Raw genomic sequence first — 15218 nt, 5'->3', positions numbered from 1 at the left:
ATAAACATGCGAAATCTAACGGTATGGACATTATCTGAAATAACAAAACTATTCGGAACCATTAATGAGCCGTTTTTCATCGAAAAGATATGCAGATTTACCGGACGTAGTGTAAATGATGTCCTCTCAAAATTATTGAACATGGGGTTGTGTGAAATAAACTATAAGGATAATAAGATATCTACGGCTAGGAATACTAATTTAAATCACCTCATTCCTCATTCATCATTTATTCCTAAATTATTAGAACTTGGTTGGATATATGAGTTATCAAACAGGGAGGAGTCTCTTAAAGCCCCCAAGTGGTGGGTAAGTAATGATCAATTCCCTATGAGCAACACTAACGATTTGAATCGTAATGAAACAGTATGGGTTAATGAAGAAATTCATACAGTTATCTCCATGATACAAAACAAGATGAACCTAAGCTCAATCGCAGATAAGATACATAGAAATCAATCATCTATTACCGAAATGTTAATAGATCTTGGTATTTTAGAATGCATTGATAAACAAGAAATCTTTTTGTCTGAAGTTAACGAATTGAAACTTTCAAAGTATACATTTAATAATGCGCTTGTTCTTATTAATCATGGATGGGTTGTTACCAACAATAATTTATCTGCGCCTAATTGGTGGATTGAAAATAACAAGGATAATGAGAATGTTCATAATAGCCACTACGATGAAAGGAAAGAAATAACCGGTAGTGATAGCAGACAACTGTATATGTTTGTTAAATCAGAATTAGAGGGCATACTAAACACTATTCATGAAAATAAGCGTATCGAAGAATTGTTAGATGTAACGTATTTAGGTTATACACTTGCAGATTTAACGACCTACATTGGTATTACTTCAGTTAGGGCAGCAGGACAGGTCACAAAGAACAATAAAACCCACATGAGCTATTTTATGGATAAACCTTATAATATAAAGAAAATGTTGATTAACTTTGGTTGGAAAGTTTCAGATGATTCATTAGCAGCACCTGAATGGTGGTCTAATGAAGAATAAATACATCTCTTTCATACAGATTATTTTTTTTACCGTTGCTTGTGTATATCCAGCGTATTTATTAATACGCAGAAAAAACATAATTGATATTTCCATATTAATATTTATTGTATTAATTGCAGTAATTGGAGATTTTATAGAGTGCATAACATTAATTGAATTATCTAAGGTGTTAGCATCATTCTTTCTTATTGCGATTTATGTGAATTGCTACCGCAGATATTTTAAGCACTCTAAAAGTAATATTGATTCAATTAGTTTTAAAGCAGTAGATAATAAGATAGGATATCTTGTTTTTTCCAGTGAAACTATATGTTATTTCTTGCCTTTAAAAATAAGTAGCCACTTTAATATGTTATGGTTTTATGGATACTTGAAAGCCATAACCATGCACCATCAAAATAGAAAGTGATACTTTTAAGACTGTTTACTAAGAAAAAAGATACCATATAACGGGTACATTGCCTTTTTAATTTCTGAAGGCTGAAGCTCATGAACTTCATAAGTACCCTTATTCTTGCACTTATCCTACGAATTCTTTACCTCATATATCGAAAACGTAAGCCTAGTTTTTATACTGTTAGCTTGGTAATAATATCAGTTATTGTGTGGTCCGTTAAATCCTACCTATTGGACTATTACATTATCCCAACATCCTCTATGGCACCGACATTGAAAGCCGGTGATCTCATTTTTGCAAAGCCGGTTGACGCGCAAAAAGAGCAATTGATGCGTGGAGATATAGTGATTTTCCGAGCTCCTGCATTCCCTTCATTCATTTATGTAAAACGCATAATCGGATTGGCTGGCGATACTATCACTTATGCCGATGATAAGTCGGTCCAGATCAACGGAAGGATGATCGGGCAGCTAATCCATCATAATGACCATACGAGTACCTATCAGGCGCTTCAGGAACGTAATACACAACAATATGATTATGTCATTGATAACCGTAAACCATTCGTTAAGCCGATTTATACACAATGGGTAATTCCTGATGGATATGTTTTTGTTCTTGGCGATAACAGGGATCATTCATGGGATTCACGTTTTTTTGAAAATGCAGTTGGAACTCCACGCCATTTGCGAGGGCTTGTTAAAAAGGAACTTTTGATAAGCCGGTATTTAGCCACGGCTTTTACACTTGAGTTTAGGGGTTGTGCGCCCATTTCATCGAAAAGTCCAAAGTTTTCTCATAGCCCTTTGATACCAAGGGCTACAGACGATGTGCATTTTAATATTATTGATAGACTATGCCGCTAAGCTTAATGATTCTTCTGAAATGAGAGGATCTAAATTTTTCAGTAATCTTTCCAGAACAATATTATCTTTTTTAAGGCCAAAGGTGTAATTACCGGCCAACTGTATATGCTGCCAGGCGATAGGCGATAACTCAGCTATCATATTTACTGCTTCTTGATTATTTTCACGCGCAAATTTTTCAATCAAACTGGATAATAATGCGGAATTATAATAAATAATGCAGTTAGCAATGATACGAGCGCAATCATTCCATTGTTCTATCTGGTAATCATCGCCGCCTCTAAATTGATTACCATTAATTGATGCGATTGCACGCCGTAATTGATGGTAAGCCTCACCCCGATTAAGTGCTTGCTGGACAAACTGCCTGAGCATTTTGTCATCAACATAATCGAGAACGTATAAGCACTTAATTAATCTGTCATATTCACGAAGAGCCGCTAAGGTGCGATTGTTTTTCTTACTGTTAGAAAGCTTAGTAATCACCGTGCTTTGTGTTGTCGTTTTACGGCTTAATGAACAAATTATCCATTGAATATTTTCCCACTCCTCCTGAATGAGTGATAAATTGAGCGATTTTTTAAGTTTCAGAGAAACGACTTCATCAAGCTCAATTTCAAACAATTCATTAAAAACGTGTTTAAATTTTGCATATCGAGGGGCGAATTGATACCCAAAGAGGTCAAGGATAGCAAAGTTAACGTTATTAACCCCATGCGTGTCCGTGGCTAATGTTTTGGGTTGAATATCACAGGTATTATTATACAGTAAATCAAATGCGTAATGCGCTTCATATTCGTTGGCTGAAATCACTTTCGTGTTAATTGGTACATGATTTGAAACTAATGTAAGTGCGGATACGCCTTTCCCTTTTCGGAAGTATTTGGCTGAAAATCGAGCTTTAAATGTATTGATTCGGCAACCATGTTTTTGGCCATCAATACTCCCGAATGAGGCACTTTCGTTAATCGTATAATAGTTGAAAATCGGCAGTTTTGCTAAAGCATTAGATATCATATCATTGGCTTCACTCGTTGTTTCAGGTCGAATATAGCCGTCATTAACGGCTCTAAGCACACCGATAGCACGATCTGATATTGATGACATATGGTGAACACCATAGTTTGAACCATTTCCAAATATGCAGGCAAGTAAATCGCCTTCTTTAGCCTTAGTGTTTTTCTTTTTTGATGCGATATTTTTAAACGCATCTAAGTAGCCTGTTTTTTGATGAACATAGTCCATAATTTCAATGATCCCCATATGTTGGAGCTGGTTGTATATGGGGTTATCAAGATCATCTTTCCAACGTTTATTCGCCAGTTTCCATGTTAACTGGTTTGATCGTGGCTGAAGTGTCACGAAATCATTCGCTCCACCATGAATATTACGTCCAACCTGCTTCATTTGCTCATTCAATTTTTGCGTTAATTCCGAAAGCGTTTGTTCTATCGGCGTATTGAGACGAGTTAACCCTGTTTTTTGAATAATAATGGGGCTTTTTTTCCAATCGATGGCTGAAATTAAATCATCGTCTAAACGCTTATTATTGGCGCTTTCGTTGATGTAAATATTGTTACTTTCAATCATTCGAGCCACTTTTTGATATAAATAGTATTCAAATCTCCGTGTATTAACCTTTTCATCTATCACGAGAAAAGGTTTATCATTTTTTAGCAGTAATTGCTGATCAACGGTAGAAATGTGCTTATCTTTTTGAAGTTCTGACTTTGCTGTTAACAATTGAGAAGACAGCAATTCCAACCCAGGTTCACACTCAATATCAATAGCGAGAAAAAGCGACCTCATTGTATTCGCAATTTTTCTGTATTGTGTATCGATGTAAAGCCACTCATAATGGGTTTTATCAAAGTTATTTTTATTAAGATGTTTGCTTATTAGCTGTATTTCATCTTTAGAAATCATTGCAAATGCATTTTGACGAATATCACCAAATTGGGTATCGTCACTGATGGTTTCATCAACAAAGAGTTGTAAAACATTACCCGCATACGTTAACTTTTCTCGAATAATTTCCAACTCTTCCGCTATACGTAGTTTAGCGGAAGTACTCGCCGCTTCCCTCTGTTTCCGAGTCACATACAAAAAAGCCGTTACCAATTTATCATTGGTTTCTTGGTAACGAAAAAATAAATAACAAACCAAATATAACATCCCTTGCCATTCGGAGAATCGGCGAATTTTATAAATCGATTGATGCCGAATAATCGATGCATAATAGCTTAAGTTACCTAACGATAAACCTAATTCACCAACGAGACGTTTTACATCGGGATAAACACTTTTTATGGTATTATGCGTTTCAATTTCACTTGCGAGCTCTGTCGGTGTAAAGTCTTTAGCTGCGCCTTGTTGGCCAGATAGACTATTTAATACCCCTTTTGTATGCAGTATCTTCTTTAATTTTTTATGTATTATTGGAGGCATGCTATTTGAAAGGATTACCTCGGTGCGTTGCCTCTCATTAGCTAAAACCGTGGTAATTATATTTTGTAAAGTGGAATAGCCAACCAGTCCTATTCTGTTTTGACCTAAAAAAGCGAGGCATTCATCAAAAATATATTTGGGATATGTGCAGATTGTTGCAACATCATTTAAGCGCTCTATCAAAGCTTGTTTATCTCGCTTTAATAGCCGCGAAAAACCGAGTATTTCATACATTTTCGCGATCAATGTTGCACGAGTACTTTTAGCAATAAAGGGATATTTCGGTTTTTTATTTGGAAAATGAGTCGCATAAATGTAGTCAACATCGTGTTTAACCTCTCGTAGCTTAAATTGAGCAATAACAGGCTTAGCACGGAAATAACCGATCAGAAGAATTAAATATATTTTCGTTTCAATTTTGCTCATTTTAGTGAGGATTTTTTTCATACTCGGATCTAATGAAAAGTATTCTTCACGCTCAATTTGATTAAATATTGGACGTGAATAGAGTTCATGAATTTCCTGTTCAGTCAAAATTTGAATACGGCCTGATTTAATTTCTTTCATTGTAGTCATGTTTTATCCAGTAAAAATAGATGACATCATATAATGGGGTGATGTGCTCAATCGACATAAAGGTGCAATTTAAGTCTACCTTAACTACACTAAGTGAAATCCAGTGTAGTAAGTATGAAAAACAGATGTATAATGCACCGAAATAACAACACTAATGTATAGTGCACCGATGAAGACAAATATAAGAATTTATGGATATCTACGTGCTTCTACGCATGAACAAGATGCCTCAAGAGCAAAAAATGAACTGTTGAAATTTGCTGAAGGAATGGGGCTACAAATTGCCTGCTGGTTTGAAGAAAATGAGTCAGGCGCTCAGCTTCACCGACCTGAACTCTTTCGCTTACTCAATGTGGCTATGCCCGGAGATATTATTTTAGTTGAACAAGTGGATAGAATTAGCCGCTTGAATACCGATGACTGGGAAAAATTAAAATATCTCATTGGACATAAAGGGTTAAAGGTCGTTTCTTTAGATCTGCCAACCAGTTACCAGTTTATGAGTCGCACCGATGAATTTACAGAACGAATGCTTGCAGCCCTTAACAGTATGATGTTAGACATGCTGGCAGCGGTTGCAAGAAAGGATTACGAAGATAGACGGCGTCGTCAAGCGCAAGGAGTGCAAAAAGCCAAACAAGAAGGGAAGTATAAAGGCCGTCCGGTCAATAAGATATTACACCAAAAAATTGAAGGTCTTCTAATGGAGAAAAAAAGCTATAGCCAAATAGAAAACCTGATAGGTTGTTCGCGGCATACTATTTCGAAAGTATCAAAATTGATGAAAATAGTACAATAAATGTCCCTCTATTCATTTATCAAGTTTATAGTCATACCGCTTGGTATGACATAAGAGAGATATTTAAGTATACACAAGAGTTTTAATTAAATAACTTATATTTATCACCATAAACCGAGCTTCATGACAATCATGAGCACGCATTAAAAGGGAGATTGAATGTCATCATCACCACAAAAGTCTCAAACGTGGGGGAAGATAAACCCGCCCGTTTTCTTTGTTTCCGCTTTTATTATTTTATGTGTCGTTGCAATAGCCGCTATTTTTCCTCAACGTTCTGAAATTTTGTTAAAAACCCTACAAGCTCAACTTTTTGAGAATGCCAGTTGGTTTTATATTCTGGCCGTCGCATTAATTTTATTGACCGTCGCCTATTTAGGGCTCTCTCGATTTGGCCAAATCAAACTCGGTCCAGATCATGCTCAACCGCAATTTAGTTATCTTTCCTGGTTCGCTATGTTGTTTTCTGCTGGAATGGGCATTGGACTGATGTTTTTCGGGGTCGCAGAACCCGTGATGCACTATCTTGCTCCCCCCGTTGGAGACCCTCAAACGGTTCAAGCTGCAAGAGAAGCAATGGAAATTACATTTTTCCATTGGGGCTTACATGCTTGGGCGATTTATGCCATTGTCGCCTTAATTCTCGCTTTTTTTAGTTATCGGCATGGCTTACCGCTTACATTGCGTTCAGCTCTCTATCCCATCATTGGTGAGCGTATCTATGGCCCAATGGGACATGCCGTTGATATTTTTGCTGTTGTTGGCACCGTTTTTGGCGTTGCAACTTCGCTTGGATTTGGTGTTTTGCAAGTCAACGCAGGATTAGCGCACTTATTCGGTTTTCCTGTCAGCCCAACGATGCAAGTAATTTTGATCGTTGTGATCACAGGATTAGCGACGTTATCAGTTGTCAGTGGTTTAGATAAAGGCATACGAATTCTCTCTGAACTCAACCTCAGTTTAGCGGGTTTATTATTATTATTAATTGGGATTTTAGGCCCGACAGTACTGTTACTTAAATCTTTTGTCCAAAATACCGGGGCTTATCTTTCAGATATCATCAATAAAACCTTCAATCTTTATGCCTATGAACCGCAATCGAGTGAATGGTTAGGGGGATGGACATTATTGTACTGGGGATGGTGGCTTTCATGGTCCCCTTTTGTGGGCATGTTTATTGCGAGGATCTCTCGAGGCCGTACTATTCGTGAGTTTGTTACAGGTGTTTTGTTTGTTCCTGCTGGGTTTACACTGCTTTGGATGACTTTTTTTGGAAATAGTGCCATCCATTTGATCCGTGATAATGGCGCAGAAATGTTGGCACAAGTCGTCCAAAAAGATGTTGCTCTCGCCTTATTTGAATTTTTAAATTACTTTCCGTTTTCATCTGTTCTTTCTTTTGTCGCTATGTTGATGGTCATTGTTTTTTTTGTGACATCTGCGGATTCTGGGGCGATGGTTGTCGATACGTTAGCCTCGGGTGGTGAAATACACACACCCGTTTGGCAACGTATTTTTTGGGCCTTTTTGATGGGGGCCGTTGCAATCACACTTTTACTGGCCGGCGGATTAACAGCATTGCAAACCATGACGATAGCGACCGCGTTACCCTTTGCGATTATTTTATTGATTGCTATCGTCGGATTGCTAAAAGCTTTACGGATCGATATATATAAAAAAGACAGTCAACAGCTTGCTACTTTAGCACCGAATACCGGACGTGGGGGGTTATCATGGGAGCGTCGATTACGTAAAATAGCGTTCTTTCCTAAACGTAATCAGGTTAAACGTTTCATGACGGAAGTGATTGAGCCGGCTATGCAGTCAGTCGTCACTGAGTTGGAAAAGCAGGGGACCGAGGCCGCTATCCATAATGAGAAAGACGATAGGGTGACTCTTGAAGTACAATTTGGTGAGAACCTCAATTTCCTCTATGAAATACGATTACGGGACTATTTGACGCCTTCTTTTGCATTAGTGGGGATGGATGATGATGAAAATAATGAGTCTCAGAAATACTACCGCGCTGAAGTTTATTTAAAGGAAGGTGGGCAAGACTACGATATTATGGGATGGAGTGAAGCGCAGATTATTCATGATATCCTCGATCAATATGAAAAACACATTCATTTTATTCATATTGTCGATAAATCGTAGCCATTTATTATGATAGAGAGGTGACGAAAGCGAGTCACCTCTCTTGGTAATAATGACTATAGACGAAAAGACTAACGAATGATGAGTAATGACACGGGCGTTTTATGTATCATCTCTGTCGTATGACTTCCGGTAAAAAATTGCCTCAATCGCGAATGACCAAAAGCCCCCATGATGATCAAATCAATATGGTGTTGTACTGCAAAGTTACACAACTCATCAACGATGCTATTGTCACCCTCAAGTAAATTGACTTTCACCTGAATACCGGCTTGATGAAGTTGGTTTTGTGCTTTTTTGAGCTGACAGTCTTGGTTACCGTACATCACCAGATAGCAATCACTACCGGCTAATAATTTCACTTGTGTTAACCGATGAATGATTCGTTCACCTTCCTCACTGCCATCAAATGCAATCAGCATCTTTTTCGGTGGGGTAAAGTTTCGCTTGCAGATAAGCACTGAGTTTTTTTGAAGTCGAATAATGCCTTCGAGTTGACGGCCAATATGACCCGTTAATTCAGATTGCTCGCCTCGACGACCGAGTACAACAATATGCGTATCATCTTGATTTAGCACTTCGGCTAACGTTCCTTGTCGCTGAAGTGTATTAACATCATGAAGACCTAAATCTTGAGTGATTTTTTTTGCACTCATCAATAATTGTCGGCCTTCCTCTCGGGTTAAACGCGCTCGATTTTCCTCAATATCCACGAGTTCTCTCAATAAAGTTTCTCGGGTATCAAATCCGATAATCCCACTTAAATCATGGTGTGCTGATGTCGAGATTTTTTCATTCATGTGTAACAGTGTCAGTGGTAGGTCGAGTGTTTGGGCTATCCAAGCACTGGCGTGACAAACAGCAATTGCCGAAGACGAACGGTCAATACACCCAATTACGCAATTTTTTTGAATGATATCTGCAGCCATAATTAATGACCTCCCATGAATTTTTCAATTTTTTTCGGGTCGTCATGAATACCAAATTTATCAACCAATGTTGCAGTGGCTTCATTCATCCCTTTAATTTCAACATCAATGCCTTCACGTCTAAACTTAATCACCACTTTATCTAACGCACTGACGGAGGTGATATCCCAAAAATGAGCATGATCCACATCGATAATCGCTTTATCAATGTCTTCTTTAAAATCAAAAGCATTAACAAAGCGTTCCGATGTAGCAAAGAAAATTTGTCCTCGAACCTCATAATGTCGTGCTTTTTTATCCCTGCTTGATGTAACTGTCATGTATCGCGCGACTTTATTAGCAAAATTAAGCGCTGCGATGAGCACTCCGACAAGTACCCCGTAAGCCAGATTATGAGTCCAAACGACAACAATGACGGTGGCTATCATAACAACACTGGTTGATAGCGGATGAACTCGTATATCAGCAAGGGAGCGCCAAGAAAAGGTTCCAATTGACACCATAATCATCACAGCAACTAACGCCGCCATTGGAATTTTTGATACCCAATCATTAAGAAAAACCACCATTAACAATAAAACAATACCGGCCACCAACGTAGATAATCGGCCTCGGCCACCCGATTTAATATTGATGATGGATTGACCAATCATCGCACATCCTGCCATCCCGCCAATAAATGCAGTGGCAATATTCGCAATACCTTGCCCTTTGCATTCTCGATTTTTATCACTGGTTGTATCGGTCAAATCATCCACAATCGTTGCGGTCATCATCGATTCCAATAAGCCAACAACGGCAAGTGCTAGTGAGTAGGGTAATATGACCAGTAGCGTTTCGATATTAAAGGGAATATCAGGCACAAGGAAGATGGGTAAACTGTCAGGCAAAACGCCCATATCACCGACTGTGCGGATATCAAGACCCAGACTAATTGAAATTACCGTTAATACAACGATACACACTAATGGTGAAGGAATGGTCTTATTGATTAATGGAAACAGATAGATAATCCCTAAGCCTGCCGCGGTCATCGCATAAACATACCAACTTACATGGGTTAACTCTGGAAGTTGGGCTAAAAAAATCAAGATAGCTAACGCATTAACGAACCCCGTTACGACAGAGCGTGAAACAAACCGCATTAAATTACCGAGCTTTAAATATCCTGCGATAACTTGAAATATCCCGGTTAATACCGTCGCAGCTAATAGGTACTGAAGGCCATGTTCTTTCACCAGAACGACCATTAAAAGTGCCATTGCACCCGTTGCGGAGGAAATCATGCCGGGGCGCCCCCCGATAAAAGCGATAATTACCGCAATAGAAAATGCGGCGTATAACCCCACTTTGGGGTCGACGCCGGCAATAATTGAAAAAGCGATAGCTTCAGGAATTAACGCTAAAGCAACAACAATACCGGCTAGGACATCCCCACGGATATTACCCAGCCAGTCCTGACGAGTGGAGGACAAAAGCATATTAGACTACCTTGTAATCTATCAATCCCAAGATGGGAGATTATATTTTAAATAAACGAAACTATCCCAAAGAAGGGACGTGGGAATTGGCTGATTTAGTATCAACCTAAAAGGAAGGAGGTGTCTCAGGGTGGCGTAAGGCGCATAATATGATCAGCTGTTCCTATGAATAGTATGTTTTTTTTAAAATACCAATATCAACGACCTTAAGCAAGTACCGGATTAATATGAGCGTACTGATGCCATACATCGGTACGCTCATCATGATAAATATCGTCAGAGATTTACTTTACTCTGATGCCTTGTTTATCAACAATAATCTCGCCATCTTCTTTGATAAATTCACGTTGTTGCGAATGAGGTAATATATCCAAAACGACTTCTGAAGGTCGGTAAAGCTTAGTTCCTACTGGTGTAACAACAATCGGTCTATTAATCAGTATTGGGTACTGCAACATAAAATCAATTAATTGCTCATACGGCTCAATATTTTTTCGTAATAACGCCCTTACCGTAATTTTCATATCGGCAATAAGTTTTACTAATATATCCTTAGACGGCAGGGTTTCTAAATTTTAATTTTTCAATGTAATAGCATCGAGTGTTAATGCTACCGTATAAGATATCGCCTGTAGCCCTTGATATTAGAGGGCTAAGAGCAAACTTTGGACTTTTCGATGAAATGGGCGCGTAACCCCTAAAACCTATGAAATCAGCCCCAGACAACAAAGAAACTATCCCTTTCTTTGGCGAGCTCGTACCCGCAGGTTTCCCTAGCCCTGCTGCTGGGTGGGAAGAAGCTGAACTTAATCTTCATACGCTGGTGGTCACTCATCCAGCCAGCACGTACTTCTTGCGCGTGACAGGTGACTCCATGCAGGATGCTCGGATACATTCTGGTGACGTGCTGGTGGTTGATCGCTCAGAAACTCCAGAGCAGGGTAGTATTGTTGTTGCCAGCATCGACAACGAATTTACAGTCAAGAAACTCATCTTGCGGCCACGTCCATGCCTTATGCCGATGAACCCGGCATACCCACCTATCTATTTTGACCCTGAAAGTAACGACGTTGAAATTTGGGGTGTGGTGACTTACTCATTAATGAAGCACAAAAAATGTATGGCCTGATCGACATTAATTCCTGCTACTGTGCCTGCGAGCAAGCATTCAGGCCAGATCTTGCTGGTAAACCCGTAGTAGTTTTGTCAAACAATCACCCATACACTTTTACTTCCACTCTCTAACTATACACGTTTGACAATGTGAGAATGTCCACTATTGTGTTTACAGACTGAATGAATTGGATATCACCACATGGCAATCGTATACGAGATCAAAACAACAGAAATAAAACCATTCACGTATAGAACCCCTCTAATTACGCCTGATGAAAATGGTGAACTATCTATTAAATACTCTCGACAACAACCTAAGCATATTAAAAAGGTTGTTTTGTTGAATTTGGTTGGTAGAAACACTAATGGCGATATAGTCTCATACGAACCAATGGAACAAGTTAATCGCTTTTTACTAGCACACCACCTAAATGACAATAAGCAAGAGTCAGAACAATACAGTAAAGGCTTAGTTCACTACTTTTCATTCTTATTAGAATTACAGCGCTTGTGGGACTCTGAATACGACGAAGACCTTTACGAAGAATTTATTGATCTGCCTAGACCTAGCTGGGATAAATTCCCATTTAGAAAAAGTGATAAAGCTACGTACCAATACCGAGAGGCTCTAATAAAGGCTGTACTTGAGCCTGACACCCCAAACCATGCGATAGCCAGAACTACAGCAATTGCATATATGGGTGCTGTAGTTAAGTTTTACTCTTTCCACATCAGAAATGGCTACAAGTTTAACAATCCTCCCTTTGAGCACGAGGTTGTTTCTATACAATATCAGGGAGGCAGTACAAGCATCGGTGCCTACTTGAGTAAAGATATACACACAACAGATCTGCGGTTGAATTTAGGAAAATCTAAACGTAATGACGGTGGCGCACTATCATCAGCTAGACGAGATTTAAAACCCCTAACAAATAAAGAATGGCTTGCCGTAGAGGATATTCTCACCAATACACGTCGAGTTATCAAAAAAGTTGCTGGTGAAACAACTACTTCCAACTTATCAATTGAATATTGCCTGTTCTTTCTTGTCGCACGATACACAGGGCTTAGAAAGGAAGAAGTGGCTAGCCTTCACAAAGGTCAAGTGGCAAAGCCTGATGAAGATAAGAAAGCAATGAAGCTTGGTGTTGGCGGTCAATACGGCTCATTAACAAAAACCGCTGGATCAGGTAATAAATCTAGGCAAACAATCATCCCCACCCGAATTATGCACCTTTTGTACGAATACACTAGAAGTGATAGATATAAGAAGCGTATCTCGAAATTCAAAGAACATTGTGAACTTAAGCGTCAAAAAGGCGAACTAGGATACTTTGATGGGGAGGATGGAGTAGATGATACAAAAGAGTATTTATTCATTAGCCAAACTGGTGTCCCACTTTTCACTAAACTTCCCGAGGCCAACGCCAGATGGAATGAAATTAGAGCCACTGTAAATATATTGTCTGGGTTTAACCTAACAGCAACTATACACAATCTTAGAGCTACATTTGCGGTATCACTTTTTAGGCTCCTTTTGAGGCGTGTAACTCCTGACAAAGCACTTGCTTTAGTGAGTGAGTGCCTTGGGCACGGTGAAGAGTCCGTAACGTTAATATACCTTAAAATCGCTCAAGACGAACCTACAGGCGATGAAATTTATGAAGATATCCTTGAATTTATAGGTGCATTTGAAGATGCTGATATAAGTGGTATGGAGAGCCAATAATGCCAAAACATAATACCAGAAAGAGAAAATATCTACTTCCAGGTAAAAACTTAATAAAAGGCAAGGCCGAAGTTAAAACCTTACATTTAGCCGATATGGTTATATGTGTAAACGGCAGTATTCTTCGTTTTGAAAGGTTTGCTTTTAAATCCTGTCCAGTATTGTTTCGAGGTTTCAGAAAGGTTGAAACTAGTCAGTTCACTGACATGAAACGAAGCAGTTTTGTGCGTCAAATATACTCTTTGCTAAGTGAGAACGTCACCTCTACCACAGCCTCTAGATATGAAACGCTAATAAAATACGTTAGGTGGGTGGATGATAGTAACGACACTGAATTAATCGATAAAGCCATGTTTCACTGGGAACTAATTGATGGATTCATGACATGGTGTGGGAGGCAAAACAGTAAGGGATTACTTTCTCGACCTGTCTGGGGGAGGCACAGAACAAATATTTCATGGCTTTTAAAGCAATTAAATAGGATGCAGGATACCAAAAGACTTCCTAAAATATCAAATGTTTCAGGACACACGACACCCCACAAAAGTCTTGATATTGAGAGAGAATTAAAACCGATCACAAAAAGGTTGTTTAACTCGTACTTTAAGCTTTTAGAACACTATAATGCTGGCACAATGCCTGAAAAACATCCGCTTTATGATAAAGAATTGCTAGAACTAATAGCCCAAAAAAAAGGGATAAAAGGCAGTGACAGAGTTGCCCATTTTGCTGCGTTTTCAAGAGCAGTACAACCCAGCTCAGGGCATAAAAACAACCCCATCACAAAAATAGCAATGATGCTGTGCTATTTGTTTACAGGAATGAATACAACGCCTTTAGCTAAGATGAAAATTTCAGACGTTAATTTCAAAGAGGTGCAGGGTGGAAAGTACATTCTGGATTCCGTGAAAGGTAGAGCTCAACACCAAGAGCAAGATAACGCACTTGGTTTCAGTAAACACGCAAAGGACTTCATTGAAAGCTGGTTAAATGTAGCTAAAAGCATGGCAAATGGTGATAGCAACAGCCCTCTCTTCCCCTACTATAGTAAAGATGGTCAGATAAAGCTTTACTCTGAAATAGGTAGTTCCCCCCATGCAAGCATCAACAAACTATTGACCAGACTGGACTTCCCTAAAATAACCCCTTCAATACTCAGAAAAACCAAAATGGACACTCTGTTTCAAGCAACAGAGTCTGTTTATCTTGTTGCAATGTCGGCAAACAACAGCATTAAAGTTGTTTCATCACAGTATTTACATGGGACATCTGGAGAGCACGAAAAAAAATTAAATGCGGCAATGGATGCTAAATTTTCCAACGCTAAAGGCGTTGATATCAACACCGCAGTTGAAGAGGCTAAATACAAACATTCAAACATTCTTGATCATTATGAGTATGAAGCACTGAGAGAGGGCTCTAACAGGTCTCATGAAGCAAGAACCCCTACAGGGATACGTTGTAATGATAATAAACAAGGTGCTGTAAAAACCATAAATAAAATGCTAGAGCGTATCGGAGTTGAAATGAATTCTGATGAAGAAGCTTGCACCAGCTTTCTTGATTGCTTTGAGTGTGAGCACCATTCATTGGTCTCTGATGTAACAGATATATGGCTAATGATGTCATTCAAGGAAACATTACAAGAGCTTGAAGTAACACCTGCAATTAACTCAATGCCACCTAAGAAAATGAATACA

Annotated in this window: 10 protein-coding genes and 2 pseudogenes; 8 read left to right on the top strand and 4 right to left on the bottom strand. The window is 38.8% G+C overall.

Annotated elements, in window-relative coordinates:
• Positions 1 to 6 precede the first annotated feature (6 nt).
• Together PSF42_RS18920 and lepB are read left to right on the top strand one after the other, a co-directional pair.
• Positions 7 to 1017, top strand: a complete 1011-nt coding sequence (locus PSF42_RS18920; RefSeq protein WP_099660722.1) for a hypothetical protein — start codon at positions 7 to 9, stop codon at positions 1015 to 1017.
• A 492-nt stretch (positions 1018 to 1509) separates the two neighbouring features.
• Positions 1510 to 2283 (top strand): signal peptidase I, encoded by a 774-nt coding sequence (lepB, locus tag PSF42_RS18915; protein WP_272680501.1) that lies wholly within the window; start codon positions 1510 to 1512, stop codon positions 2281 to 2283.
• Here lepB and PSF42_RS18910 read toward each other — a convergent pair.
• Entirely contained in the window at positions 2272 to 5307 is a 3036-nt protein-coding gene (locus PSF42_RS18910; protein WP_272675940.1) for a Tn3 family transposase, read from the bottom strand. The two genes, lepB and PSF42_RS18910, sit on opposite strands and share 12 nt — an antisense overlap.
• A gap of 169 nt (positions 5308 to 5476) precedes the next feature.
• Here PSF42_RS18910 and PSF42_RS18905 point away from each other — a divergent pair, with 169 nt between their 5' ends.
• Positions 5477 to 6106 (top strand): recombinase family protein, encoded by a 630-nt coding sequence (locus PSF42_RS18905; protein WP_176455180.1) that lies wholly within the window; start codon positions 5477 to 5479, stop codon positions 6104 to 6106.
• A gap of 159 nt (positions 6107 to 6265) precedes the next feature.
• The gene (locus PSF42_RS18900) at positions 6266 to 8263 is read left to right on the top strand and encodes a BCCT family transporter (protein ID WP_011039688.1); all 1998 of its coding nucleotides are present in this window, start codon (positions 6266 to 6268) and stop codon (positions 8261 to 8263) included.
• A 71-nt stretch (positions 8264 to 8334) separates the two neighbouring features.
• Here PSF42_RS18900 and PSF42_RS18895 read toward each other — a convergent pair whose 3' ends face one another.
• The 3 genes and pseudogenes from PSF42_RS18895 to PSF42_RS18885 all read right to left on the bottom strand — a co-directional run.
• A complete protein-coding gene (locus PSF42_RS18895; RefSeq protein ID WP_272517212.1) occupies positions 8335 to 9192 on the bottom strand; it encodes a universal stress protein in 858 nt (285 codons plus the stop codon).
• A 2-nt stretch (positions 9193 to 9194) separates the two neighbouring features.
• On the bottom strand, positions 9195 to 10673 hold the full coding sequence (locus PSF42_RS18890) for a SulP family inorganic anion transporter (RefSeq protein ID WP_011039690.1): 1479 nt from the start codon (positions 10671 to 10673) through the stop codon (positions 9195 to 9197).
• 284 nt (positions 10674 to 10957) lie between these two features.
• Positions 10958 to 11245, bottom strand: a pseudogene (locus tag PSF42_RS18885) (ArsC/Spx/MgsR family protein); the annotation flags it as partial.
• 134 nt (positions 11246 to 11379) lie between these two features.
• Here PSF42_RS18885 and umuD point away from each other — a divergent pair.
• The 4 genes and pseudogenes from umuD to PSF42_RS18865 form a co-directional block, all read left to right on the top strand.
• Entirely contained in the window at positions 11380 to 11802 is a 423-nt protein-coding gene (gene umuD / locus PSF42_RS18880; RefSeq protein WP_272517213.1) for a translesion error-prone DNA polymerase V autoproteolytic subunit, read from the top strand.
• Positions 11790 to 11888 (top strand): annotated as a pseudogene (locus tag PSF42_RS18875) (Y-family DNA polymerase); the annotation flags it as partial. The gene umuD and the pseudogene PSF42_RS18875, both read left to right, overlap by 13 nt.
• Positions 11889 to 11988: 100 nt before the next feature.
• On the top strand, positions 11989 to 13518 hold the full coding sequence (locus PSF42_RS18870) for a tyrosine-type recombinase/integrase (protein WP_135017158.1): 1530 nt from the start codon (positions 11989 to 11991) through the stop codon (positions 13516 to 13518).
• On the top strand, positions 13518 to 15218 hold a 1701-nt coding region (locus PSF42_RS18865), incomplete at its 3' end, for a hypothetical protein (protein ID WP_272675941.1). The genes PSF42_RS18870 and PSF42_RS18865, both read left to right, overlap by 1 nt.

This window comes from Providencia sp. PROV032 (genome assembly GCF_028484875.1).
Taxonomy (GTDB): Bacteria; Pseudomonadota; Gammaproteobacteria; order Enterobacterales; family Enterobacteriaceae; genus Providencia; species Providencia rettgeri_E.
The sequence above is the reverse complement of the archived record's forward strand: the minus strand, read 5'-3'. Positions and strand labels throughout refer to the sequence as shown.

Coding starts and splice junctions, on each gene's coding strand:
- PSF42_RS18920 (WP_099660722.1), top strand. CDS start 7: ATGCGAAATCTAACGGTATGGACATTATCTGAAATAACAAAACTATTC.
- lepB (WP_272680501.1), top strand. CDS start 1,510: ATGAACTTCATAAGTACCCTTATTCTTGCACTTATCCTACGAATTCTT.
- PSF42_RS18910 (WP_272675940.1), bottom strand. CDS start 5,307: ATGACTACAATGAAAGAAATTAAATCAGGCCGTATTCAAATTTTGACT.
- PSF42_RS18905 (WP_176455180.1), top strand. CDS start 5,477: ATGAAGACAAATATAAGAATTTATGGATATCTACGTGCTTCTACGCAT.
- PSF42_RS18900 (WP_011039688.1), top strand. CDS start 6,266: ATGTCATCATCACCACAAAAGTCTCAAACGTGGGGGAAGATAAACCCG.
- PSF42_RS18895 (WP_272517212.1), bottom strand. CDS start 9,192: ATGGCTGCAGATATCATTCAAAAAAATTGCGTAATTGGGTGTATTGAC.
- PSF42_RS18890 (WP_011039690.1), bottom strand. CDS start 10,673: ATGCTTTTGTCCTCCACTCGTCAGGACTGGCTGGGTAATATCCGTGGG.
- umuD (WP_272517213.1), top strand. CDS start 11,380: ATGAAATCAGCCCCAGACAACAAAGAAACTATCCCTTTCTTTGGCGAG.
- PSF42_RS18870 (WP_135017158.1), top strand. CDS start 11,989: ATGGCAATCGTATACGAGATCAAAACAACAGAAATAAAACCATTCACG.